Raw genomic sequence first — 22,969 nt, forward strand, 5'->3', positions numbered from 1 at the left:
ACGGAGACCCTCGGCGGCTATTCTCGAGGTTCCGCCCGCGCACGGCGGGTGCCGGGCGGGACCGAGACAGGGATGCCGCGCGGGGTACCCATGACAGTCGATCGTTCGACCGGGCCGGGCCCGGACACCGCTCGCCACCTGTCGCGCTGGCAGGACCTGATCCGGGAGCGCTTCGTGGCGCTCGACATCGACTCCCGGCCCGAGCGCCGGACGTTCCGAGGATCCATCGGGCACACCCACAGCGTCGGGACGCTCGACGTGGCGCGGGTCAGCTCCGACGCACAGACGTTCCGCCGGACCTCCGGCCTGATCAGCAGGTACGGCGAGGACTTCCTGCAGGTCGGGCATCTGCGCACCGGCACGGCGCGGCTCGAGCAGGACGGGCGCGCATGTGCCCTGCAGGCCGGTCAGTTCGCCGTCTACGACACGACGCGCCCGTTCACCTGGACCATGCACGGGCCGTGGACGATGGACGTCCTGACCTGGCCACGACGGGCGCTGGTGGCCGACGACCGGCGCGCGCAGAGCCTCACCGCCCAGCCGCTGGGTGCGGGCCCCACCGGCCAGGTCGCCCGCGCCGTGATGGACGAGCTCGGCCGGCTGGACGGCGACCTCGGTGGAGCCGACGGCATCGTGCTGTCCGCGCGGGTCGCCGATCTGGTGGTCGGAGCGGCGACATGGACCACCGGCTCACCGGACGACCGTCCGGCCGCCCCCGACCCGCGCGTCGACGTGATCCTCGACTTCATCGAGCTCCACCTGGAGGACCCGCACCTGAACCCGGCTCACGTCGCGCGGCAGTTCCACCTGTCGCAGCGCAGCCTGCAGCGCCTGTTCGCCGACCAGCCGCGCGGCGTCGCCGACTGGATCCGCTACCGCCGTCTCGACCGCGCTCGCGCCGACCTCGCCGATCCGCGGCGGAGCGTCACGTCCGTCGCCGCCCAGTACTGCTTCTCCTCGCCGACGATCTTCGCCAGGGCGTTCCGCGGCGAGTTCGGCATCCGCCCACACGACGCCCGTTCGGACGGCCCCGGGGCCCGGTAGGGGTTGGCGCGGAACGTCGCGTTCCTGGCGCCGGATGCACGGGTCGCCCCGGCTGTCGTGGCTACCGTCGTCGGACCCGGCTCCGACGCCCACCACGTCGCCATGGAGGAACGCATGGAATCCGCGATCGACAAGCACATGCAGTGCCCGCGCACGCTGTCCCGCCGCGTCGCCGACGACTACACCCCGCCGTTCCCGATGGTCGTGGCGCGCGCCGAGCAGGACCTGACCCAGGTCGTGATGGCGTACCTCGGGGTCCAGTACCGCGGCGAGGAGAACCGCGCGGAGGCGCTGGAGACGCTGCGGCACATCGTCGGGACGTTCGACGTGGAGGACGGTCCGGGTGAGTGGGACGCCACGCAGCACACGGACAACTCCGGCTACGACAACCTCATCGTCGTCGGCTACTGGCGCCACCCGGAGACCTACACGAGCTGGGCCGCCCGGCCGGAGGTCGAGGGCTGGTGGAGCTCCGACGACCGCCTGCAGGGCAACGTCGGCGTCTTCCGGGAGATCGTCTCGCCGCGCGCCGACCAGTTCGAGACGCTGTACGCGTTCACCGAGGGCTTCCCGGGTGTCGGCGCGATCATGGACGGGGTCAGCGGCGAGATCGAGGAGCACGGCTACTGGGGGTCGGCGCGCGACCGCATGCCGAAGTCGCAGACGGACTGGATGAGCGCGAGCGGTCAGCTGCAGACCGACGGCGAGAAGTCCGGCCGCGTGGTGGTCCGGGCGCACGACAACATCTGCCTGATCCGCTCCGGCCAGGACTGGGTCGACGCCGGTGAGGCCGAGCGGAAGCTCTACCTCGAGGACGTCGAGCCGGTGCTGCGCGCCGGGATGGACTTCCTGCGCGACAACGGCGAGGCCATCGGCTGTTACTCGAACCGCTACGTGACCTACATCGACCTCGACGGCAACCCGATCGAGAAGTCGTACAACATCGGCCACTGGCGGGCGCTGGACATGCTCGAGCGGTGGGCCGAGTCGCACCCGACCCACCTGCGGATCTTCACGAAGTTCTTCGAGGTCGTGGAGAGCCTGGAGAAGCTGAAGCTCTACCACGAGGTCTCGACGTTCGACGCCGCCGACCAGTACTACGAGTACGTCAACTGCCACCCGTCCACCGGCATGCTGCGGGACGCGACCGTTCCGGCCGCCATGGCCTGACGCCGGCCCGCATGCGGGCATGCGGCCGGGTCGTGCTGGCCAGCTCGGACAGGCGGTCGCCGACGCGGTAGCGGCCGTTGCGCCGGACGAGCCAGCCGACGGCCAGCATGTTCGACGCGATCCGGAACACCGTCGTCCTCGGCAGGCCGGTCCGGGCCGTCAGTCCGGCAAGGGACAGGTCGGGGTGCTCCGCGTCGAACGCGCCGAGGACCAGGTCGGCGCGCCCGAGTGCGGTCACGGCCGGTCCGCCAGGAACTCGCGAACCATCGACCCGAGCCGTGTGGGCACCTCGTACTGCACGAGGTGCCCACACGCCGCGAACAGGTGCAGGTCCGCGTGCGGCAGGTGCTCGGCCAGGAACAGGCCGGCCGTCGGGGCGATGGTCCGGTCGTCCTTCCCGTGGACGACGAGCACCCTGTGGCCGACGCCCGCGAGCACCGTCGGGTCGTAGGTCGGCATCGGCTCGCCGGGAGCCATGGCCGCCCGGAACGACCGACGGACCTCCGGCCGCACCGCGACGGCGAGGCGCTCGCGGACGTACCCCTCGTCGGGGTCGCCGCGGGACAGCTGCGCGGCCACCATCCGGCGCATCGCCGGCTCGTCCGGGTCCCGGTAGAAGTCGGTCAACGTCGACAGCGCGGCCTTCACCGGGGTCCCGCCCGCGGCGACGAGCACGGCCCGTCCGACGCGCCCGGGCGACCGGAGCATCAGCTCCAACGCCACCCGGGCGCCGTAGGAGTGGGCGACCAGGTGCACACGGTCGAGGCCGAGCTCGTCCAGCAGCCGGACCACGGCATCGACCCGGTGCGCGAACCAGGGGCCCGGCCCGTCGGGCACGGTCTCGGGGTGGTCACTGCGCCCGAATCCGACGAGGTCGGGGACGAGGCACCGGTAGGTCGCGAGCGCGGGCAGGACCGGCCGGAAGCTCAGTTCCCCGGTGGCACCCGGCCCGGTCCCGTGCAGGAACAGCAGCGGCTCGCCCCGCTCGTCGCCGGCCGTCTCGAGGTGCACGGCGCTACCGGAGGGCACGGTCGAACAGCGCCAGCGTGCGCTCCCACGAGACGGACGCCGCGTGCTCGTGGTGGGCCGGGAGGCGCGCGAACATGAAGCCGTGGTCGGCGCCGTCGAAGATCTCGACGGAGGCGCGGACCGGCGGCCTGCCCAGCTCGTCGCGCAGTGGCTCGTTCAGCTCGAGCGGGGCGAGCGTGTCCGCCGCGCCGAACGCCACGAACAGCTCCGCGGAGATCGACGAGATGCTCCGGTGCGGGGAGTCCGGGTCGTCGGTCACGCAGAACGACGGGTGCATCGTCGCCCCGGCCGCGAACCCGTCCGGATCGGAGGCGAGCAGCCGGAACGTCAGCCGCGCACCGACGCAGAACCCCATGGCGCCCTTGACGCCGTCGCCCGCCGCCGGGTCGTCCGCGACGACGGCGAGCAGCGCGCTCGTGTCGGCCAGCACCGCGTCGTCGTCCAGGGAGCCGACGGCCGCCATCAGCCGCTCGAACTCCGGAGAGCCCGGCCCCTGCCCGACACCCGCCATGTCGAACGAGATCCGCGGCCCGATCCGGTGGTAGAGGTCGGGCAGGACGGCGTAGTAGCCGGCGTCGGCGAGTGTCCTGGTGACGTCGTGGACGTCCTCGCGCAACCCCGGCCCGTCGTGGAACACGACGACCACCGGGAACGGGCCGTCGCCGTCGGGACGGCGGACCGCGACGGTCATGGGTCCGTCCGCGGTCGCCACCGTCAGGTCCTTCTCGATCATGTCTGTCCTCTGTCGACGGGCCGTGCGGTGGTGACGGCGAATCCGATGATCCATTCGGGGACCGGCTGGTAGAACGACGACTCGGTCCGGTACGGGCCTGCGGTGCGCAGTGCCGCGTGCGCCGCGATCCAGGCCCGTACCTCGTGGATCGAGCTGCCGCCCTGCTCGCCGAGCCACCCGACGTCGAGCGCGTCGAAGCCGTCGACGTCGCCGGCCTCGAAGCGCCGGAGGATGTCCCGGTCGAGGTCGGGGTTCAGCGGCCGGAGCGGGGAGTCGCCGCGGGCGAACGCCTGGCCGGCCTCGAACACGGTCTCCTCGCGGGCCTGCTGCTCCGCCGGGGTGCGACGACGGTCGACCAGGTACGCGGCGGCCTCCGGTGTGGCCTCGCGCAGCCGCGGGATCGGAACGTCGTGCGACAGCCCGCCGGAGCCGACGAGCAGGACGGTCCGGTCCAGCCGCCCGGCCCACTCCCCGACGGCCTCGCCGAGGCGGCGGATCCGCCGCAGGGGCCCGAGCGGCTCGGCGACGGAGTTGACGAACACCGGGACGACCGGCTTCGCCGCGCTCGAACCGAACAGGACGTCCAGCGGCTGCGCGACACCGTGGTCGACGACCATCGTCTCGGACATCGCGACGTCCAGATCGGACGCGAGCAGGTGGGCGATCAGGTCGTCGGCCAGGTCCTGCGGCACGTCGAGGGCGCCGGAGCTGGTGCCGTAGTCACCGATCGCCGTCGCCGCCGTGCCGACGCAGAACGGCGGCATGAGCTCGTACCGGAAGCCCTGGTAGTGGTCGGGGCCGAACACGACGACCAGGTCCGGGTCGACCTCTCGGGCGAACTCCCGCGCCCCGCGCAGCGCTTCCTCGACCCGTTCGGCCACGGCCGCACCGGGATCGGCGCGCCGCAGCAGCGGGGTGTGGGACAGGCAGCACAGGGCCAGTTCCGAGGCCACGCCTAGACCGTCAGGGAGTGCAGAGCGGGCACGACGTGCTCGCCGAACAGCCGGTAGGAGCGCATCGTCTGCTCCTTGGTCAGGCCCCCGAACGACCCCCAGTTCAGGAAGTTCCCGCAGCCGATCGTCTCCATCTGGCTGACGATCTGGTCGCGGACCGTCGCCGGGGTGCCGACGCAGATCGCCCCGATCCCGACGAGCGCGTCGAACGAGACGTCCTCTCCGGCGAACGGGCGGAAGAACGACTGGTAGTGCTCGTAGCCCGCGGGCACGTTGTCGAGGTCGTGGAACACGGCGGCCTCCTTGAACGCCGCGAACAGCGCGTCGAACGCCGGCTCGGCGAGGTCGCGGGCCTCCTGCTCGGAGTCGGCGATGAACACGTTGCGGCACACACCCATGTCGCCGGGCTCCGCTTCGCGGCCGGCGTCCGCGGCGGCCTTCCGGTACCCGTCGAAGATCGTTCGCATCTGCTCGGTCGGCGAGAAGACCGACGTGAACCGGAAGCCCTGCCGGGCCGCCCAGCTCACGGTCGCCGGGCTGAGTGCGGTCACCCAGATCGGCAGTTCCGGCCGCAGCGGCCGGGGCCAGATACCGACGTTCTCGTAGTGGTAGAACTCGCCGTGGAACGACCAGGTCGGTTCCTTCCACGCGGACTGGACGAGCGCGACCGACTCCTCGAACCGTGCGCGCGTCTCCTCCATCTTCACCCCCTCGCGGAGGAACTCCGGCTCGTCGACGCCGCGACCCATTCCGATCTCAAGGCGCCCGCCGGTGAGGTGGTCGAGCATCGCGCCCTCCTCGGCGAGCCGGCGCGGGTTGTGGAACGCGGTGATGTTCGCCATCACGCCGATGTTGATCCGGCTCGTTCGCTGGGCCAGCGTCGCGACCAGCAGGTTCGGCGACGGGCTGATGCTGTACGGCGTGAAGTGGTGCTCGGAGAAGAACACGCCGTCGAATCCGTGCTCCTCGGCGGCGATCCAGGACTCCAGCTTCCAGTCGTACAGTTCCTTGCACAGTTGCGGATCGAACTTCTCCGGATTCTGGTCGTAGGGATAGCTGAAGATCTCGAAGAGCCAGGATTTGACCATGTGACGAAAGCTAGGTCGGGCACCGACGATCCGACGATCCGCTGCGCGCGCGGCCACGTCCGCATTCCGCTGCGCGATCCGGACGGTCCGCCGCGAGAACCGGCTTCCCCCGTGGACCACAGCGCCTAGGCTGGCGGGACTGCGACCCAGGGGAGCAGAGGAGGGATCGCGGCGATGGAGCCGAGCGGACCGGCGGGGCGCGAGATCCTCGCCGGCGTGGCGCCCCCGGCCGGTTCGCTGGTGCACACCAGTGACCTCGACGAGGCCAGCGCGGCGATCTCAGAGGCCTACGCCCCGAACAAGCTCCAGATCGCGGGCCGGCCGGGCCGGTTCGACATGCGGCTGTGGACGAACGGCATGCCCGGCCTCGACTTCGGCTACGTCGAGCTCGGCACCGACGTCCGGCTGTATGCGCCGCCACCGGGCTACCACGTCGTGGTGTTCGCCGGCGTCGGACACGTCCGGGTCGGGCAGCGACACGGCTCGGTCCTCGCGTCGCGTGGCCGTGGCGTGGTCGTGTCCCCGCGTGATCCGGTGTTCTTCGAGGACTGGAGCCCGGACTGCAGGCTGGTCACGGCCCGTTTCGACCCCGTCGCCGTCGAACACGTGCTGGGCGCGCTGCTCGGCCGGACGCCCGTCGAACCGATCCGCTTCGGAACGGAGCTGGACCTCGACGGCCCGCGCGGCGGCTCGTTCCTGCGCACGCTGCAGCTACTGCGGTCCGAACTGGACAGACCCGACGGCATGACGACGGATCCGGTGATGGCCGGGAGCCTCGCGAACCTGGCCATGACCGGACTGCTGCGCGGACAGCCGCACAACTACACCGACGAGCTGTCCGACGCCGGCCGGGCCGGCGTGCCCGCGAGCATCCGCAACGCGCGCGAGCACATCGAGGCCCACGCCGGGGAGGCGATCTCGGTGATCGACGTCGCGACGGCCGCCGGCGTCAGCGTGCGTGCTCTCGAGGAGGGGTTCCGGCGGCACGTCGGCACGCCGCCGATGACCTACCTGCGCGAGGTCCGGCTCGCGCGGGTCCACGGTGAGCTGCAGGGCGCCGATCCCGACCAGACCACCGTCTCCGCCGTCGCGCGGCGCTGGGGCCTGCACCACTACGGCCGTTTCACCGCGGCCTACCACGCACGCTACGGCGTCAGTCCCGCCGAGACGTTGCGACGACCGGTCACCGTGCTGCTCTGAGAGGGGAAAGATCGATGCTTCCCGACAAGGTCCGCTACGTCGTCGTCGGCGCGGGCATCCACGGGCTGGCCACGGCACGCGCGCTCGCGCACGGACTGTCCGATGCCGGGCAGGGCGACGGGACCGACGTCCTCGTGGTGGACAAGACCGCCATCGGCGCCGGCGCGTCCGGCGTCGCGTGCGGCGTCATCCGCAACAACTACTTCCAGCCCGCGATGCGCCGCCTGATGGCGCACTCGGTGCAGGCGTGGGAACGCGACGCGGAGGCGCTGTCCTACCACGGCGTCGGCTACATCCAGGCCGCTCCGGACGCGATGGCCGACGACGTCCGGCAGATCGCCCGCGAGCAGAACGAGATCGGCTACGAGTCGGTCCTGGTCGAGGGCGTCGACGCGTGCAACGCCTACATGCGCGAGATCTTCGCCGACTGGCAGGCGCCCGGGATCTCGATCCTGCTGCACGAGAAGCGCGGCGGGTACGCCAACAACACGCTCTCGCTCGCCGGGCTGGCCGGCATGGTCCGGGAGGCGGGCGTCCGGATCGAGACTGGCGTGTCCGTCACCGGCTTCGAGCGCGACGGCGGGCGCGTCGGCGCCGTCGTGACCGACCAGGGCACGGTGGCCTGCGACGCCGTCGTGGTCGCCGTCGGGCCGTGGGTCCGCGACATCTGGTCGATGCTCGGGCTCCCGGAGACGATCACCGTGCAGGACGGGGGCGTCGACCACCCGGACCGGCCGATGTGGACGTACTGGGCGCTGCAGGAGGGCACGCTCGAGGTGGATCCGGAGGAGTTCACCGACAACCGCGGCGGGTTCCCGCCGGTCGTCCACGTCGACTCCGACGCCCCACTGCACGACGACACGGACGGATCTCTCGTCACCGACGCGATGTGGGGCATCTACTACAAGCCGGACTTCCACTTCGGCGGCGTGCAGGGCGGCGCCTCCCCGGAGCGGATCGACCGGCCCGCCGGCACCGTGGCCGTCGACCCGTACGGCCCGGCCAGCCCGGAGTTCACCGTCGACGACTCGTTCGTGCGGATGTGGACCTCCGCGCTCGCCGCATGCCACAAGCGGTTCGAGCGCAAGCGCGGCCTCTACTCGACGGAGCCGTCCGGCGGGATCGGCGCGTTCACACCGGACAGCTTCCCGGTGTTCGACACGTTCCGCGGCAACGCCTACGTCATCGCCGACTCGAACCACGGCTACAAGATGCTCGGCGTCGGCGAGCTGGTCGCCCGCGAGCTGCTCGGCGAGCACCAGCCGCTGCTGGAGCCGTTCCGGTTCGACCGTTACCGCACCGGCGACCTGCACCCGACGAGCCACTCACCGTTCCCGTGGAGCTGACCCGCTTCGACGGCTGCCGGGCGCCGCGGACGACCACCGCCCGTCGCGCGTGACCCTCCGTACGCCCCGGTAGCCCGCACACTCACCGCGATCGGGAACGGATCCGGTGTCGACCCGTCGACGCCCGGGCATACCTTCGGTGCAGGCCAGAGAGCGAGAGATCCACCGCTGGGGAGCCGGTTCTCTCGTTCGGACCACGCGGGGCCGGCTCGTCTCGGGGGCGACCCGCCCCGCGTGGTCACTCCTCCCCTCCCCCACCCGCGATCAGGACCGGGTCGCGTCGCCGGCCACGTACGTCAGGTGCCGGGTGAAGCGCTCCACCGCGGCCGAGGACGGCCCCTCGGACGGCGTGAGCGCGGTGAGCACCCGCGATCCGAGTTCCGCGGGGCCCGGGTGGACCGCGACGCCGCCGACCGGCAGGGCGGCGAGCGTGAGCTCGGGGACGATCGCGGCGCCCAGACCGGCCGCGACGAGTGCCAGGCGCGTCCGCGACTCGGTGCAGACGTGGTGCACGCCGGGCGCGATGCGGTGCTCGTGGCGGAGCCGGTGCAGGATCCGGCTCGTCGGATGGTCGGGCGGCGACGTCACCCACGGTCCGGCGAGCAGGTCCCCGATGTCACCGGTCCGCTCCCAGAGCGCCGGCACGACGACGCGGTAGTGGTCGCGGCACAGGTCGGACTCGTCCACACCGGACGGCAGGCCCGGCCCGTCCGGGTCGCGGGTGCTCAGCAGCAGGTCGAGCTCGCCGAGACGCAGCCGGTCGAGCCCGTCCGGCTCGTCGATCTCGACGATCTCGGCGCGGATCGCGGGATCGCTGATCGACAGCTCCACGACGACCGGCACCGCGAGCCGGGTCAGGGCCGTGGCGAACCCGCCCACGCGCACCGCACCCTGTGAGCCGTCCCGCAGCCGGTCGACCTCGCGCCCGGCCTCGGCCAGCGCGCCTGCCACGGTGTCCGCGCGGCCCGCCAGCGCCAGTCCGGCGTCGGTGAGCCGGACCGCGCGCCCGCCGCCGCGACGGCTGCGGTCGAGCAGGGCAAGGCCGGTCTCGGACTCCAGCCGGGTCAGGTGCTGGGACAGCCCGGACGGCGTGAGGCGCAGCGCGGTCGCAGCGGCCTGGATGCTGCCGGTGCGCCGCACCGCACGGAGGACGAGCAGGCGGTGCGGATCGATCTGCATCAGTCACGCTAACGCAGCGGTCAAGGAGAAGTCACTACCGATGACGACCGGTCCGGGCGAGGGTGGACGCATGGACCGCGTCGGGCTGCTCGTCCTCGCCGGCGTGGTCGCCGGCACCGTCGCCACCGCGGGGGGCATCGCGTCGCTGGTTTCCTACCCGGCGCTGCTGCTGGCCGGCCTGCCTCCGCTGCCCGCCGACATCGTCAACGCCGTCGCGTTCGTCGTGTGTGGACCCGGGTCCACGCTCACGTCGCGACGGGAACTGCGCGAGGTGCGCGGGTCGCTCGCCGCGGGGCTTCCGGTCGCGGCGGGCGGCGCGGCCGTCGGAGCGGTCCTGCTCCTGGTCACCCCGCCCGAGGCGTTCGCACGGGTCGCGCCGTTCCTGGTTCTGACGGGTGCGGCGGGCCTGGCGCTGCAGCCGTGGCTGACCGCGCAGCGCGGACGGCGGCGCGGCATGGCCGTCCTGACCTGGCCGACCGTCGGTGCCGTCAGTGTCTACGCCGGCTACTTCGGAGCGGGATCCGGGATCATGCTGCTCACCACGCTGCTGGTGTTCGTGGACAGGCGGATGCCGGAGGCGAACGCGCTGAAGAACCTGCTCGTCGCCGCCGCGGCGGCTGCGTCCACAGTGGTCCTGGCGCTGACCGCGCCGGTCGAGTGGTGGGCGGTGCTCCCGCTCGCGGCGGGTCTCGTCGTCGGGAGCATGGCCGGGCCGCTCGTCGCCCGCCGGATCCCGGCCCGGGTCATGCGCTGGATCCTCGTACCGCTCAGCGTGGGACTCGCCGCCGCGCTCTGGTGGAACCATGACTGAACCAATACTTTGACTCTTCCAAAAATTGGGCGCACCATAGCCGTGTGGCACGAACGAGCGGGCTCCGTGAGCGGAAGAAGGCGCGGACGCGTCAGCACATCGCCGACACGGCGGCACGTCTGTTCGCCGTCCACGGGTACGACGACGTGTCCGTCCTCGACGTCGCCCGTGCCGCCGACGTGTCCGACCAGACGGTCTACAACTACTTCCCGGCCAAGCACGATCTCGTCCTCGACCGGGCCGAGGAGATCCGCGACCTCTACGCGCGCACCGTCACCGAGCGCCCGGACGGGACGAGCCCGGCAGAGGCCCTGCGCGCCGTGGCCCGGCGCGACGTCGACCGGCACCGCCACAGCGATCCCGACGAGGCGCGCGGCCTGTACCCGGCGCTGTGCGCGAGCAGCCCGGTCATCCGGCGTCTCGCCCTCGAGGACAGGGACCGGCAGACCGACGCCGTCGCGGCCGCGATCGCCGAGACGTCGCCGGGCGTCCATCCCGCCGTCGGCCGCGTCCACGCGGCCGCTCTCGTCGCCGTCTTCCAGATGATCTTCGACCGGCTCGGCCGCAGCGTGCTGGACGGAACCGCCCCGCACGTCGTCGCCGACGAGCTGGCCCCGGACGTGGAGGCCGCACTCGACGACCTCGACGAGCACTTCCACCGCATGCGCCGAGCCCGGCGCACGGTCCGACACGAGGAGCCGTCATGAGCACGTCGGTCACGATCGCCGGTGCCGGCCTCGGCGGCCTCGTCCTGGCGAGGGTCCTGCACGTCCACGGCGTGCCGTCCACCGTGTACGAGGCCGAGCCGTCACCGACCGCGCGCGCCCAGGGCGGCATGCTCGACATCCACGACGACACCGGCCTGCCCGCGATCGCCGCCGCCGGCCTGACCGGACAGTTCCGCGGTCTCGTCCTGGAGGGCCGCGAGGCGACACGGGCGCTGGACCGCAACGGCACCGTCCTGTTCGACGAGCCCGACGACGGCACCGGCGGACGGCCCGAGGTCCAGCGCGCCGCGCTCCGCCGGCTCCTGCTCGACTCGCTGCCGCCGGACACCGTCCGCTGGGGACACCGGGTCGCGACGGCGCGCCCGCTCGGCGGTGGCCGCCACGAGCTCGCGTTCACCGACGGCTCCACGATCCGGACGAGCGTCCTGGTCGGCGCGGACGGCGCGTGGTCGCGGATCCGGCCACTGCTCACCGACGCCGTCCCGGCGTACGTCGGCACCTCGTTCGTCGAGACGTTCCTGTTCGACGGCGACCGCCGTCACCCCGCCGCCGCGACGGCCGTCGGCGGCGGGTCGCTGTTCGCGGTCGACCTCGCCGCCAACGACCGGAGGATCGACGCCCACCGTGAGAGCGGCGGCGACCTGCACGCCTACGTGACGCTCACGGAGCCGCTCGACTGGTTCGACGCCGTCGACTTCACCGACCCGGACGCGGCCACCGCGCGGATCGCCAGGGAGTTCGACGGCTGGGCGCCCGAGCTCACGGCCCTGATCACCGACAGCGACACCGCGCCGGTGCACCGCCCGCACTACGCCCTGCCGGTCGAGCACCGCTGGGAGCGCACGCCCGGCGTCACCCTGCTCGGCGACGCCGCCCACCTCGCGCCACCGGACGGCGAGGGCGCGAACCTGGCCATGCAGGACGCCGCCGAGCTCGCGCTGGCCCTCGTCGCGCATCCCGGCGACGTCGAGGCCGCGCTCGGCGCCTACGAGGCGACGCTGTTCCCGCGCAGCATCGAGCACTCGGCCGCCGCGGCCCGCACCCCGACGACGCAGGAGATCATCGACTTCTTCACCGGGAGCTGAGTCCCGACGTCCACATCGGACGTAGGCGGCTATCTCCCGGCGCGGCCCGGTGACGCCACCAGGTCGAGCTGGTACCCGTCGCGGGCGGCGAAGTCGGTGCGCAGGACGAAGCGGTCGCCACGCACGAGCGTGTGGCGCCACTCGACGGGTCGCCCGTGCGACGTGCCGAGCCGGTGCACCGAGAACGCGACCGTCGCCGCGCCGCCGCCGAGGAGCCGCTGCTCGGCGGGCGTCGGGAGGATCGGCTGGATCTCCTCGCGGCCGCCGGTCAGCACGACCCCGCACACGTCGGCGTAGCGCTGGTAGAGCGCGCCCGTGGTGAAGTCCGCACCCAGCAGCGGTGCGGCGAGCGCGTGCGGCAGCCAGACCCGGTCCAGCGCCAGCGGCTCGTCGTCGGCGAACCGGAGCCGCTCGAGATGGACCAGGCGCGTGGACTCCTCGAGCCCGAGGCGGGTGGCGACGACGCCGTCGGCGCGGGTGTCCAGCACCCGGACCTCGCTGCGCTGGTCGAGCCCCATGGCGCGGACCGACTCGTTGAGACTGTAGAGCGCGCCGAGCCGCTGGACGATCTCCTCCGGCTCCCCCCGCCGGGACTGGCGCCCGCGGGCCCCGACGACCAGACCCTCGTCGCGCAGGACCTTCAGTGCCTGCCGCACCGTGTGCCTGCTGATCTCGTACTCGTCGACGAGCGCGAGCTCGCCGGGGAAGCCCTCGGAGAACTCGTCGGCGGCCAGGCGTCGTCGCAGGTCGCCGAGCAGGCGCTCCCACAGCAGCCGTTCGGGCCGCTCGCGCAGCGGGGCCGGGCCGGCCGTCGCCTGATCCGATGCCACGCCCCAAATGTACGGACCTGTCCACGCAGGAGATGTCCGGACATTAGGTCGCGCCGTGCCCGAGATCGCGCTACCATTCTCCGCGGAAATGTTCGGACATTAGCCGGGAGGGCTGGCGGATGGCGTTCCACCTGGACCTGCACCACCCCGTGGGCACGGCTCAGGAGGCCGGATCGGCTGCCGCGCAGTGGCTCCGCAGCCGGTCGCCAGGGCTCCTGGTCGCCCTCGCCGTCGCCGCTGCCGCCACGGCGGCCGGGACGGCGCTGCCGGTCGTCGGCGGGCCGGTCTTCGGGATCGTGTTCGGCCTGGTGGTCGCCGTCGTCCTGCGCCCGGGCCCGCGGATGCGTCCCGGGATCGGGTTCGCCTCCCGTCCTGTGCTGCAGACCTCGATCGTCGTGCTCGGCGCGACGCTGTCGCTGTCCCAGATCGCCGACGTCGGGATGGGCTCGCTCCCGGTCATGCTCGGCACGCTGGCCGTGGCACTGGCCGGCGCGTACGTCGCCGGACGCCTGCTCGGAGTGCGCGGCGACACGCAGCTGCTGATCGGCGTCGGCACCGCGATCTGCGGTGCCTCGGCGATCGCCGCGACCCAGTCGGTGGTCCGCGCGAAGGAGTCACAGGTCGCCTACGCGGTGGCCACGATCTTCGTCTTCAACGTGGCGGCCGTCCTGACGTTCCCGCAGCTCGGGCATCTGATGGGGCTCGACCCGCACGCGTTCGGGCTGTGGGCCGGCACGGCGATCAACGACACGTCGTCGGTCGTCGCGGCCGGGTACGCCTACGGCGGGGACGCCGGGTCGTACGCCGTCATCGTCAAGCTCACCCGCACGCTGATGATCATCCCGATCGTCGTCGGACTGGCGATGTGGGCCGCCCGCCGGGAGGCCGCCGTGTCCGAGCCTGCTGGTGCGGGCGACGCCGCGCAGAAACGCCGGCTGCCCTGGCGGAAGCTCGTCCCGCTGTTCCTCGTCGGGTTCGTCGCCACGTCCGCGCTGACCAGCGTCGGGGTGATCCCGGCGGCGTGGCACCCGGCGCTCACCGCGGTCGGCACGTTCCTCATCACCACCGCCCTGGCCGGCATCGGGCTGTCCATGCAGCCGTCGGAGATCCGGCACGCCGGGATCCGGCCGCTGCTGCTCGGCGCCGTGCTGTGGGTGCTGGTCGCCGCGAGCAGCCTCGGCCTGCAGGCACTGACCGGGACGCTCTGACCCGGCACCGTCACGAGGCGTCGTACTCCTTGAACCCCTGCCCCCTGACCTCGTCCCACTTGCCGAAGTAGGAGACCAGGCCACCACAGTAGTTCAGCATCTGTGCGGGCTTGCCCGGCACGTTCGCGCCCCAGTACCAGGACCGGGCCTTCGTGAACAGCGATCCGTCGAACAACCCGTCGAGGTGCTCGGTCCACTCCGTCTCGCTCTCCCGGGACGACTCGAACCGGGTCACTCCGCGCTCCCGCATGCACTCGAGGAGCTCGATCACGATGTCGCCCTGGTACTCCGCCGACGTCGGGCCGTTGCAGAACCCGGACGGGCTCTGCGGGCCGTAGAGGAACAGCATGTTCGGGAACCCGGCAGTGGACAGGCCCATGAACGTGTCGACCTTGTTCTGCCACTTCTCCTGCAGGCGCTCGCCGTCGACGCCCTGGATGTCGATGGCCAGGATGCCGCCACGGTTGTTGTCGAAACCGGTCGCGAGGGCGATCACGTCGCACTCGATCAGGCCGTTCTTCGTGACCACACCGTTCGGCTCGATCTCCAGGACGGGCTCGTCGTTCTGGTCGATCAGGCGGACGTTGTCCTGGTTGAACACGTCGAAGTAGTTCTGCTCGAGCGCGGGGCGCTTGACCCCGAACGGGTGCGGCGGCTCCGTCGGCGCCAGCAGCTCCGCCGTGGCGGCGTCGTGCACCCGCTCGTGCACCTTCTCCCGCCAGAAGTCGTAGAACGTCCGGTTGGCCTCCTCGTCACCGAGCAGGTCCTGGTACATGCCGAGCCAGATCGGGAACCCGCCCTGCGCCCAGAACCGCTCGTAGAGGGCGCGTCGCTCCTCCGGCGTGGCGTCGGCGGCGTTCTCCGGGGTGAAGTCGAAGTCGAAGCCGGCGAACGCCGTCCGCCGCGCCACGAAGCGCTCCGGCAACCCGTCACGCTCCGCCTCGTTGTCGTCGTGGTCGAGCGCGCGCTGGCGCATCGGCAGCGCCAGGTTCGGCGTCCGCTGGAACACCGCCACCTGCGAGGCGACCGCAGCGGCCTCCTGCACGACCTGGACGCCGCTGGCGCCGGTACCGATGACCACGACCCGCTTGCCGGTCATGTCGAGACCCTCCTGCGGCCAGCGCGCCGTGTGGTGGCACTCGCCGGAGAACGTCTCCATCCCGGGGATGGTCGGGTACAGCGGCTTCGCCCCGAACCCGGTCGCGACGAGCACGGTGCGGGCCTTCTGCTGCCTGCCGTCCGAGGAGAACACCGTCCACTCACGCGCGTCCTCGTCCCACTGGGCCTGGGAGGCGAACGTGCTGAACTCGACGTCCTTCCTCAGGTCGAGCTTGCGATCGACGTGCTCGAAGTACTCCCGGACCGTCGCGAAGTCCGGGTAGCGCTCCGGGAAGTCGAAGTCCTTCCACAGGTCCTTGTGCGCGAACTGGTAGATGTGCGCGACCGTGTCCGTGCGCGCTCCCGGATAGCAGTTGAACCACCAGATCCCGCCGAAATCACCGGCGGCGTCCCAGACCTTGACGTCGTAGCCGAGATCGCGCAACCGGTCGAGTTGGTAGAGGCCGGAGAATCCACCGCCCACCACGAGTACGTCGAGAACGTCGGATTCCTTGCCGTCGCTACGGGCGTCGGCGGAAGACGTCGCTGTCGTCATGGCAACTCCTCATTTTCTGGTCGTTTCGGCGACCGGTCACTCGTCCCGTCGGACGGTAGGGACGGCGACGGCCGGGAACTGTCCGAAATCGCGTCAGTGAATGCGTTCAGGGGGTGCTGAGAAGTCGACGAACTACAGCGTGCCGTCGTACCAGCGCGGGCCCTCGGTGTAGGTGAGTTCAGCCGCGGCCGGCGGCCGGCAGGTGTTTCTCGTCGATTCCGAGAAGGCGCATCTTGCGGTACAACGTGGAGCGGGCCACCCCGAGCCGCTCGGCGGCGGCGAGCTTGTTGCCCTGCGTCTCGGCGAGCGCTTCGAGCACGATGTCGCGTTCCGCGCGTCGCAGCGACGACCCACCGGACCGCCCGGCCGAGCGGTACTCCGGCGGCAGGTGCTCGTGCCCGATGTCGGATCCGAGCGACCGCACGGCCGCCGTGGACAGGACCGCCTCGAGCTCGCGGACGTTGCCCGGCCAGTCCAGCGTCACGAGGGTCCGGAGCGTCTGCGGCTGCAGCCGTGGCGCGGTCCGGTTCATGCCCTGCGCGCGGAGCAGGTGCGGAGCGAGGTCGGCGATGTCCTCCCCGCGGTAGCGCAGGGGCGGCACCGTGACCGAGACCGGGAAGTGGTCCAGGACGCGGTCGGCGGGGCCCTGGCCGCCACGGCCGTGCGCCGTCGCCAGCAGGCGGGCGCCCTCCACCTGCTCGACCACTCCCGCGACCCGTGCCGCGACCGCGGGGGCCAGGTCGTCGAGGTGGCGCAGCACCACTGTTCCGGGAGCGGCGATGCTGACCGTCAGCCGCGCGACCCATGCGTCCGGGTCGTCGTGGGACGCGACCGCGTCCAGGACCGTCAGCGACTCCCCCGGGCTGCGGCGGCCGTGGATGTGGGACGCGACGAACAGCTTCCCGGACCCCGGCTCGCCACAGACGAGGAGCGGCCGGTCGGCGGCGATGGCGGCCTCGACGTCGTCGCGCAGACGGACGCTCGCGACGCTGCGTCCTGGCAGGGCGTCCCGATGGGAGTCCGGCTCCCTACGCCGCCGGCGGCTGCCGGGGCGAGCGGTCGAACACCCGCCGTCGACCCGCTGCCGCGGCCGCATCTCCAGGACGACGCCCGCGGTCGAGCCCCGCTCCCCCACGCGCGTCGCCCTCGCCTGCACGACGACGTCGTGGGACAGCGTGATCTCGCCGGTGTACTCGTCCTGCGTGCCGAGGATCCGGCAGGCCCAGTCCCAGAGCATCGCCTGGTCGGAGAGGTCGAGCAGGCCGGAGGCCGCCGTGTTGGCCATGACGACGTCCTCGTTGAGCGTGACGACGGCCGCGGTGGACCGGCGGCTGGCCCGCACGAACCGTTCGAGCAGCATCTGCTCGCGCCGCGACGCGTCGGCGTAGATCCGGGACTCGATCTCCCGCACGGCGGCGAGGACCAACGGCTTCATCAGTCCGTGGGTCTCGTCGACCTGGCACGTGACGTCCAGGACGCCCTCCACGGACCCCGTGATCGGGTGCCGGACCGGGGAGCCGATGCAGGTGAACTCCGTCAGGTTGTCGCGGAAGTGCTCGGCACCGGACACGACGAACGGCTTGCGCTCCTCCAGCGCGCTGCCGATGCCGTTCGTCCCGGTGAACTCCTCTGCGTAGGAGAACCCGGGCGCGACCATGGCCTTGTCGAGCGCCTTCTCCAGCGTCCGCATGCCGGGGCGCCGGTCGATGATCTGAGCCTCGGAGTCGGCCAGCAGGATCGAGACCGGTCCCTCGCTCATCTGCTCGGCGAGCCGGTCGATGACCGGCTCCGCGGCGCGCAGGAGACGGTTGGGGCGCTCGAACTCCGGCTGGTACGGCACGTCCTGACCGGCGGGCACCACGCCGACGACCTGGCACCGGCGCCACGAGGAGACGATCTCCTCGCGGAACGCGCGAGCCGACGCGGCGTCCTCGCCGAGACCGCCGTCCAGCGCGAGCTCGCGCTGGGTGCGGAGCCGCCCCTCCGGGGTCGTCTGCACGGCCGGCCTCCTCAGCGTCGACGAAAGCCCAGGTCAAGTCTAAGTCCGCGAGTCAATCAGCCGGGTGCGTGCCGACACTGTCCGAATGTGCGACAGAACCGCCCGGAGCGGGCGATCGTGCGGGCCTCTCGCAGCGCCGCCCCGGGCGATCACCGGCATCCCGTCCTTCGGGCCGTCTCCTAGCGTGGGAGCGGCTGGTCCGGGCACCGGGAGAGGATCCGCGCGATCGCGTCCCGCTCCGGTGGCGTCACCCAGAGCCGGTAGCGGGTCTTCACCGCCACCTGCCGGGCGACGTACCCGCACCGGGCTCCCGTCGAGGGCGGCAGCCAGGTCGCGGCGTCACCGTCGCGTTTGGACTCGTTCACCGACCCCTGCGTCGCGAGCAGCCCCAGCGGGTCGTTCGCCAGGCGCTCGCGCTCGTCGTCAGCGAGCTGGGCGGCGCCGGTCTGCCAGGCGTTCGACAACGCCACCACGTGGTCGATCTGCACCTCCTCGCTCGTGCGGGCGCCGCGCCGGAACGCCACCGTCGCGCCGGTGTACGGATCGTGCAGCGAGCCGGTGAGGACCTTGCATCCCTGACGCGTCGTGGCGGTCAGGTCGCGGGCCAGGACGTCGTTGCGGGTGTCGCAGCCGTTGCGGTCGACGTCGGCCCACGACTCGCCGAACCGGTCCCTGGCGTACCCGGTCTTCGGCGCGCGGCCCTTCACCGGCAGCCGGTCGAGTGCCTGCGCCGCCGACCCGGCGGGCGCCGGCGCCCCGGGGGCGACGACGGCGTCGAACGACCCGGCGAGCGAGCAACCGCCGAGCAGCGCGACCAGCACGATGCCGGCCAGTACCCGCAGCGCCGCACCACGTCCCGTCACGGTCGGAGACTCTGCCCGGTCGGGCCGGCCGAACCGGGCACCGACGCGCCGTGCCGGTCCCGCCCGGGGTGGGTCAGAGGGCGGAACCCTCCTGCCACTTCGCCCAGTCCAGTTCCCAGTCGCCGTAGGTGTCGTAGACCGGGAGCGGGGGTCCGCCGGAGTTCGTGATCTCCACGACGTCGCCGATCCCGAAGTGGTCGAAGAACCACTGGGCGTCGGCCGGGGCGAGGTTCACGCAGCCGTGCGAGACGTTCGAGTTGCCCTGCTGCCCGACCGACCATGGCGCGGAGTGCACGAACTCGCCGTCGTTGGAGATCCGCTCGTCGAGGTCGACCTTCTCGTTGTAGTAGCCCGGCTGGCCCTGGCACACGCCGTAGGTGCACGAGTCCATCGTGATCGTGGGCTGCTTGTCCGAGATGACGTGCGGGCCGGTGTGCGACGGGAAGCCCGGCGAGCCGAGGCTGATCTTCATCGTCTTCACGAGCTTGCCGTTGTCGAAGATCTGCATCTGCTCGGCGCCGCCGTCGGCCTTGGCCACCCACGCGTCGTGGACGTGCACGGTCTCGGTCCGGTCGGTCGCGCCGTACACGCCCTTGCCGAGGTCGACGCCGTACAGGTCGGTGTTCACGGTGAGCGTGCTGCCCGGTTTCCAGTAGACCTTCGGGCGGTAGTGCACCTCGGAGTCGGAGATCCAGTACCAGCTACCCGCCTGGTCCGGGGACGACGTGACGTGCAGGTGCTTCTCGGTCGCCGCGCGGTCGTGCACCGGGTGGTCGAAACGGACGACGATCGGCTGGCCGACGCCGACCGACGCCGCCGCCGTCGAGGGCGCCGGGATCAGCGACGGGTAGGCCTGGGCCGCCGGTGCGACGGTCGTGACCGTGTCGTCCTGGTGGGCGGGCGTGCCGTCGTCCCCGGCGCTGTCCACACCGACTCGGTAGGTGCCCGCGTAGGCCAGGTCGCCCGTCGACGTCCAGGAGTGCCCGTCCGGACCCATGCGCCCCTCGACCGCCTTGCCGGTGGCCGTGTTCGTCACGTGCACGGCGCGGAGCACGCCGCCGGCCGCCTGCACCGTGATCGGGTCCGACGGCGCGAGTGCCGTCCCGGACGCCGGGGTGACCGTCACAGCGGCCGGGACCGGTTTACCGGACACGACGGCGGCGACGCCGTTCTGTGCCTCGGCGGCGGCGCCGGGGTCCAGCGCCACCGTCACACCGAGGGCGGTCGATGCGAGCACCGCGATCCCGAGGACGAGCGGGACCCAGCGGCGCCGGGCGGGACGGGCCATCCAGTGCACTCCTCACCACGTGACCAACGATGCCTGCACCGATGCAGCCGCCACCGAGCGTGTCACAACCCGGGGCCCTCGCGCCCGTAGGGGGAGGCCTCTGACCAGTGTGTACAGCGATGTCCGGCCTCGTCCGTTTAGGGGCGGAACGCTCCGCTCACGCGTGCTAACCCAGGTCGCCTCCCGCCACCGGCAGCACGGTGGCGGTGATGTACGACGACTCGTCGGACGCCAGGAAGCACAGCGCCGCGGCCTGCTCGTCGACCGTGCCGTAGCGCTTCATCAGCGCCGACTCCGTCGTCTGGTCGACGATCGTCCGGTACCAGTCCTTCTCCTGCTCGGTCTGCGGAGCCGGACCGCGCGGGTTGCGCCGCGGGGGCGCCTCGGTGCCGCCCGGTGCGGTGGCGACGACCCGGATCCCGTGCGGCGCCAGCTCCAGCGCGAGCGCCGACGTGATCGCGTTGACGCCACCCTTGGCCGCCGCGTACGGCACCCGGTTCAGCCCGCGGGTCGCCACCGAGGAGACGTTGACGATCGTGCCGCCGCCCGCGGAGATCATGTGCGGGGCGACCGCGCGGCAGCCCCACAGCGTCGGCCACAACGAGCGGTTGATCTCGGCCTCGATCTGGTCCGGCGGGTAGTGCTCGAACGGCTTGGCCCAGATCGTGCCGCCGACGGTGTGGATCGCGACGTCGACGCGGCCGAACTCGGCGACCGCCGCGTCGACGGCCGCCTGCGCGCCTGCCCACGTCTCCAGATCGCCGGTCACGCCGAACGCCCGGGGAGCGTCGTCCTCGGCGAGCTCGGAGGCCAGCTCGTGGACGTTCCCGGCGCGGTCGGCGAGCACGAGCGTGCCGCCCTCGGCGTTGATCCGCCGGGCCGTCGCCTCCCCGATCCCCTGTGCCGCACCGGTGACGAGGACGACCTTGCCGTCGAACCGGCCCGGCGAGACGAACCGGGGGCGCGGCGTGCGTCTCGCCCGCCGGTCCCGCATGGCCTGGCGCATCGTCGCCTTCGAGTTCCGGGCGTGGTCGACGATCAGCGTGCGCGCCCGGTCCCGGTCACCCGCCTCGAACGCGTCGACGATGTCCAGGTGGTCCTGCGCGCAGTCCGGATGGCACCACACGGCGGAGCGCAGCGTCTCCTCCATCGCGCCCTTGACGCCGAGCGCCTGGTAGGCGCGCAGCAGGTGCTCGTTGCCGGTGAGTGTGAACAGGTAGTCGTGGAACGCGGCGTTCGTCTCGGTGTAGGCGTGCGCGTCGGTGAACCGCTCGTTGTCGGTGTCCACATAGGGCACCGTGGCCTGGGCGAGCAGCCGGTAGCCGGAGACCTGCTGCGTCGTCAGCCGCCCGATCACCAGCTCCAGCGCGCCGAGCTCGAGTCCCTGACGGGCGTCGAAGATCGCGTCCGAGGAGTGGATCGAGGGGTGCTCCTCGCCGATGACGTACCCGTCGGCGACGACGGTGTCGTCCACCTGCCGCACCGTGAGCGGTGCGATGTCGCTGCGCGGCAGGATCTCGCGCGTCCGCATCCCACGGGCGTCCCCGTGCACGAGCAGCTCGTCGTCACCGTCGTCCACACCGGACGGTGGCGCGGCGGACAGCCACGCGGACGCGACCCGCTGCCCGAGGACCTGCCACGCTGATTCGTCGGGCTCACGGGGTTCCGCGCCGTGCGGCGGCTCGGCATCGCCGTCCCGTTGCTCACCGGCACGGTCGGCCTGCGGCTCCGGCTCCGCCTTCTCGTCCGGGACGGCGGCGAGCGCGAACTTCTCGTAGTAGAAGCCGGACGGCTCGTGCCCCTCCTCGGACAGGAACCCGCGGACCGCCTCCACCATCGGCGGCGGACCGCACAGGTAGACGGCGGCATCGCCGTCGTGGAAGTGCTCCGGCCCGATCAGCGACGTCACGTAACCCTGGTGCTCGGCCGACGTGTTCTCGTCGGCGACGCAGTACTCCCAGGTCAGGATGCCGTCGGCGGCGAGGCTCCGCAGCGTGTCCAGCTCCACGACGTCCTCGTCGGTGGTGGCGCCGTAGACCAGGTGCACCGGCCGCTCGCTGCCGATCGCGACGAGCGTGCGCAGGATCGACAGGATCGGCGCCAGCCCGGTCCCGCCGGCGAGCAGCAGCAGCGGGGCGTCCGACTCGCGCAGGAAGAAGCTGCCGTGCGGGCCGGTCAGCTCGATCTCGTCGCCGACGGCAGCGCGCTCGGTCAGGTAGTCCGACATCATCCCGCCGGGCGTGACCTTGACCAGGAACGTCAGCTCGGGGTCGTCGGGACCGTTCGAGAACGAGTACGAGCGCGTGACGTCCGTACCCGGCACGGCGATGTTCACGTACTGGCCGGGCAGGAACGCCAGCCTGCCGCGCTCGGCGACCTCGATCCGCAGGTCGACCGTGGTGTCCGACAGGCGGTTCACGGCCGTGACGATGCCGGTGTGCGTCGCCGCGCTGGTCTTCGCGACGGCGGACGTGGTCGCGATCTGCACGACCATGTCCGAGCGCGGCTTCGCCTGGCAGGCCAGGAGGTAGCCCTGCTCCGACTCGTCGTCGGAGAGCGCGTCGGAGATGTAGGAGCCGCCGTCGTAGTCGCCGGACTCGCAGAACGCCTTGCACGTGCCGCAGGCGCCGTCGCTGCAGTCCACCGGGATGTTGATCCTGGACCGGTACGACGCGTCGGCGACGCTCTGGTCCTCCGTGCAGGTCACGAACCGGGTGACACCGTCCTCGAAGGAGAGCGCCACCTGATGGGTGGTGGTCAC

At 72.1% G+C, this 22,969-nt stretch carries 20 protein-coding genes; 8 read left to right on the forward strand and 12 right to left on the reverse strand.

Annotation, left to right across the window (positions count from 1 at the left end):
* Nucleotides 1–90: 90 nt before the first annotated feature.
* Together EV378_RS13120 and oxdA are read left to right on the forward strand one after the other, a co-directional pair.
* Nucleotides 91–1,044 (forward strand): AraC-like ligand-binding domain-containing protein, encoded by a 954-nt coding sequence (locus EV378_RS13120; protein ID WP_165922270.1) that lies wholly within the window; start codon nucleotides 91–93, stop codon nucleotides 1,042–1,044.
* Nucleotides 1,045–1,158: 114 nt separating this feature from the next.
* On the forward strand, nucleotides 1,159–2,214 hold the full coding sequence (gene oxdA, locus EV378_RS13125; RefSeq protein WP_132424555.1) for an aliphatic aldoxime dehydratase: 1,056 nt from the start codon (nucleotides 1,159–1,161) through the stop codon (nucleotides 2,212–2,214).
* Here oxdA and EV378_RS13130 read toward each other — a convergent pair.
* The 5 genes from EV378_RS13130 to EV378_RS13150 are packed head-to-tail and all read right to left on the reverse strand — an operon-like array spanning nucleotide 2,153 to nucleotide 6,017.
* Nucleotides 2,153–2,452, reverse strand: a complete 300-nt coding sequence (locus tag EV378_RS13130; protein ID WP_165922271.1) for a helix-turn-helix domain-containing protein — start codon at nucleotides 2,450–2,452, stop codon at nucleotides 2,153–2,155. The two genes, oxdA and EV378_RS13130, sit on opposite strands and share 62 nt — an antisense overlap.
* Nucleotides 2,449–3,225, reverse strand: coding sequence for an alpha/beta fold hydrolase (locus EV378_RS13135; RefSeq protein WP_132424561.1), 777 nt, complete (start codon nucleotides 3,223–3,225; stop codon nucleotides 2,449–2,451). Before EV378_RS13135 ends, EV378_RS13130 begins: the two co-directional genes overlap by 4 nt.
* 4 nt (nucleotides 3,226–3,229) lie before the next feature.
* Nucleotides 3,230–3,976: a dienelactone hydrolase family protein gene (locus tag EV378_RS13140; protein WP_243653430.1), complete on the reverse strand. Its 747-nt coding sequence runs from the start codon at nucleotides 3,974–3,976 to the stop codon at nucleotides 3,230–3,232.
* Nucleotides 3,973–4,929: a 3-carboxyethylcatechol 2,3-dioxygenase gene (locus tag EV378_RS13145; protein ID WP_132424564.1), complete on the reverse strand. Its 957-nt coding sequence runs from the start codon at nucleotides 4,927–4,929 to the stop codon at nucleotides 3,973–3,975. The genes EV378_RS13140 and EV378_RS13145 overlap by 4 nt, the downstream gene beginning before the upstream one ends.
* 2 nt (nucleotides 4,930–4,931) lie before the next feature.
* Nucleotides 4,932–6,017: an LLM class flavin-dependent oxidoreductase gene (locus tag EV378_RS13150; protein ID WP_132424567.1), complete on the reverse strand. Its 1,086-nt coding sequence runs from the start codon at nucleotides 6,015–6,017 to the stop codon at nucleotides 4,932–4,934.
* Nucleotides 6,018–6,191: 174 nt separating this feature from the next.
* Here EV378_RS13150 and EV378_RS13155 point away from each other — a divergent pair, with 174 nt between their 5' ends.
* The gene (locus EV378_RS13155; RefSeq protein ID WP_132424570.1) at nucleotides 6,192–7,217 is read left to right on the forward strand and encodes an AraC family transcriptional regulator; all 1,026 of its coding nucleotides are present in this window, start codon (nucleotides 6,192–6,194) and stop codon (nucleotides 7,215–7,217) included.
* Nucleotides 7,218–7,231: 14 nt separating this feature from the next.
* A complete protein-coding gene (locus tag EV378_RS13160; RefSeq protein ID WP_132424573.1) occupies nucleotides 7,232–8,563 on the forward strand; it encodes an NAD(P)/FAD-dependent oxidoreductase in 1,332 nt (443 codons plus the stop codon).
* A 264-nt stretch (nucleotides 8,564–8,827) separates the two neighbouring features.
* Here EV378_RS13160 and EV378_RS13165 read toward each other — a convergent pair whose 3' ends face one another.
* The gene (locus tag EV378_RS13165) at nucleotides 8,828–9,742 is read right to left on the reverse strand and encodes a LysR family transcriptional regulator (RefSeq protein ID WP_132424576.1); all 915 of its coding nucleotides are present in this window, start codon (nucleotides 9,740–9,742) and stop codon (nucleotides 8,828–8,830) included.
* 40 nt (nucleotides 9,743–9,782) lie between these two features.
* Here EV378_RS13165 and EV378_RS13170 point away from each other — a divergent pair, with 40 nt between their 5' ends.
* The 3 genes from EV378_RS13170 to EV378_RS13180 are packed head-to-tail and all read left to right on the forward strand — an operon-like array spanning nucleotide 9,783 to nucleotide 12,366.
* The gene (locus EV378_RS13170) at nucleotides 9,783–10,553 is read left to right on the forward strand and encodes a sulfite exporter TauE/SafE family protein (RefSeq protein ID WP_165922272.1); all 771 of its coding nucleotides are present in this window, start codon (nucleotides 9,783–9,785) and stop codon (nucleotides 10,551–10,553) included.
* Nucleotides 10,554–10,597: 44 nt separating this feature from the next.
* The gene (locus EV378_RS13175; protein ID WP_132424582.1) at nucleotides 10,598–11,260 is read left to right on the forward strand and encodes a TetR/AcrR family transcriptional regulator; all 663 of its coding nucleotides are present in this window, start codon (nucleotides 10,598–10,600) and stop codon (nucleotides 11,258–11,260) included.
* The gene (locus EV378_RS13180) at nucleotides 11,257–12,366 is read left to right on the forward strand and encodes an FAD-dependent oxidoreductase (RefSeq protein ID WP_132424585.1); all 1,110 of its coding nucleotides are present in this window, start codon (nucleotides 11,257–11,259) and stop codon (nucleotides 12,364–12,366) included. The genes EV378_RS13175 and EV378_RS13180 overlap by 4 nt, the downstream gene beginning before the upstream one ends.
* 29 nt (nucleotides 12,367–12,395) lie before the next feature.
* On the opposite strand, the gene EV378_RS13185 is transcribed toward EV378_RS13180, so the two are convergent.
* The gene (locus tag EV378_RS13185) at nucleotides 12,396–13,196 is read right to left on the reverse strand and encodes a GntR family transcriptional regulator (protein WP_243653431.1); all 801 of its coding nucleotides are present in this window, start codon (nucleotides 13,194–13,196) and stop codon (nucleotides 12,396–12,398) included.
* 119 nt (nucleotides 13,197–13,315) lie between these two features.
* Here EV378_RS13185 and EV378_RS13190 point away from each other — a divergent pair, with 119 nt between their 5' ends.
* Nucleotides 13,316–14,404 carry a YeiH family protein gene (locus EV378_RS13190; protein WP_132424588.1) on the forward strand — a complete coding sequence of 363 codons (1,089 nt, stop codon included), beginning with the start codon at nucleotides 13,316–13,318 and terminating at the stop codon, nucleotides 14,402–14,404.
* Between the two features lie 10 nt (nucleotides 14,405–14,414).
* Here the strand turns inward: EV378_RS13190 and EV378_RS13195 are convergent, their stop codons facing one another.
* From EV378_RS13195 to benC, 5 genes are all read right to left on the reverse strand, one after another.
* A complete protein-coding gene (locus tag EV378_RS13195) occupies nucleotides 14,415–16,058 on the reverse strand; it encodes a flavin-containing monooxygenase (RefSeq protein ID WP_132424591.1) in 1,644 nt (547 codons plus the stop codon).
* A gap of 178 nt (nucleotides 16,059–16,236) precedes the next feature.
* Complete coding sequence (locus EV378_RS13200; protein ID WP_207908656.1) at nucleotides 16,237–18,057, reverse strand: sigma-54-dependent Fis family transcriptional regulator; 1,821 nt, start codon at nucleotides 18,055–18,057, stop codon at nucleotides 16,237–16,239.
* Nucleotides 18,058–18,236: 179 nt separating this feature from the next.
* Nucleotides 18,237–18,920 carry an HNH endonuclease family protein gene (locus EV378_RS13205; protein ID WP_243653432.1) on the reverse strand — a complete coding sequence of 228 codons (684 nt, stop codon included), beginning with the start codon at nucleotides 18,918–18,920 and terminating at the stop codon, nucleotides 18,237–18,239.
* Nucleotides 18,921–18,993: 73 nt separating this feature from the next.
* Nucleotides 18,994–20,208 (reverse strand): L,D-transpeptidase, encoded by a 1,215-nt coding sequence (locus EV378_RS13210; protein ID WP_132424594.1) that lies wholly within the window; start codon nucleotides 20,206–20,208, stop codon nucleotides 18,994–18,996.
* Between the two features lie 166 nt (nucleotides 20,209–20,374).
* On the reverse strand, nucleotides 20,375–22,969 hold the full coding sequence (gene benC / locus EV378_RS13215) for a benzoate 1,2-dioxygenase electron transfer component BenC (protein ID WP_243653433.1): 2,595 nt from the start codon (nucleotides 22,967–22,969) through the stop codon (nucleotides 20,375–20,377).

Origin of the sequence: Pseudonocardia endophytica (assembly GCF_004339565.1) — a bacterium.
In the GTDB taxonomy this organism is placed as follows: domain Bacteria; phylum Actinomycetota; class Actinomycetes; order Mycobacteriales; family Pseudonocardiaceae; genus Pseudonocardia; species Pseudonocardia endophytica.

What these genes read in the sequence shown, in the direction of transcription:
- EV378_RS13210 (WP_132424594.1), bottom strand. Translation starts at nt 20,208, where the DNA reads ATGGCCCGTCCCGCCCGGCGCCGCTGGGTCCCGCTCGTCCTCGGGATC.
- EV378_RS13180 (WP_132424585.1), top strand. Translation starts at nt 11,257, where the DNA reads ATGAGCACGTCGGTCACGATCGCCGGTGCCGGCCTCGGCGGCCTCGTC.
- EV378_RS13190 (WP_132424588.1), top strand. Translation starts at nt 13,316, where the DNA reads ATGGCGTTCCACCTGGACCTGCACCACCCCGTGGGCACGGCTCAGGAG.
- EV378_RS13195 (WP_132424591.1), bottom strand. Translation starts at nt 16,058, where the DNA reads ATGACGACAGCGACGTCTTCCGCCGACGCCCGTAGCGACGGCAAGGAA.
- EV378_RS13165 (WP_132424576.1), bottom strand. Translation starts at nt 9,742, where the DNA reads ATGCAGATCGATCCGCACCGCCTGCTCGTCCTCCGTGCGGTGCGGCGC.
- EV378_RS13170 (WP_165922272.1), top strand. Translation starts at nt 9,783, where the DNA reads ATGACGACCGGTCCGGGCGAGGGTGGACGCATGGACCGCGTCGGGCTG.
- EV378_RS13120 (WP_165922270.1), top strand. Translation starts at nt 91, where the DNA reads ATGACAGTCGATCGTTCGACCGGGCCGGGCCCGGACACCGCTCGCCAC.
- EV378_RS13160 (WP_132424573.1), top strand. Translation starts at nt 7,232, where the DNA reads ATGCTTCCCGACAAGGTCCGCTACGTCGTCGTCGGCGCGGGCATCCAC.
- EV378_RS13155 (WP_132424570.1), top strand. Translation starts at nt 6,192, where the DNA reads ATGGAGCCGAGCGGACCGGCGGGGCGCGAGATCCTCGCCGGCGTGGCG.
- oxdA (WP_132424555.1), top strand. Translation starts at nt 1,159, where the DNA reads ATGGAATCCGCGATCGACAAGCACATGCAGTGCCCGCGCACGCTGTCC.
- EV378_RS13150 (WP_132424567.1), bottom strand. Translation starts at nt 6,017, where the DNA reads ATGGTCAAATCCTGGCTCTTCGAGATCTTCAGCTATCCCTACGACCAG.
- EV378_RS13140 (WP_243653430.1), bottom strand. Translation starts at nt 3,976, where the DNA reads ATGATCGAGAAGGACCTGACGGTGGCGACCGCGGACGGACCCATGACC.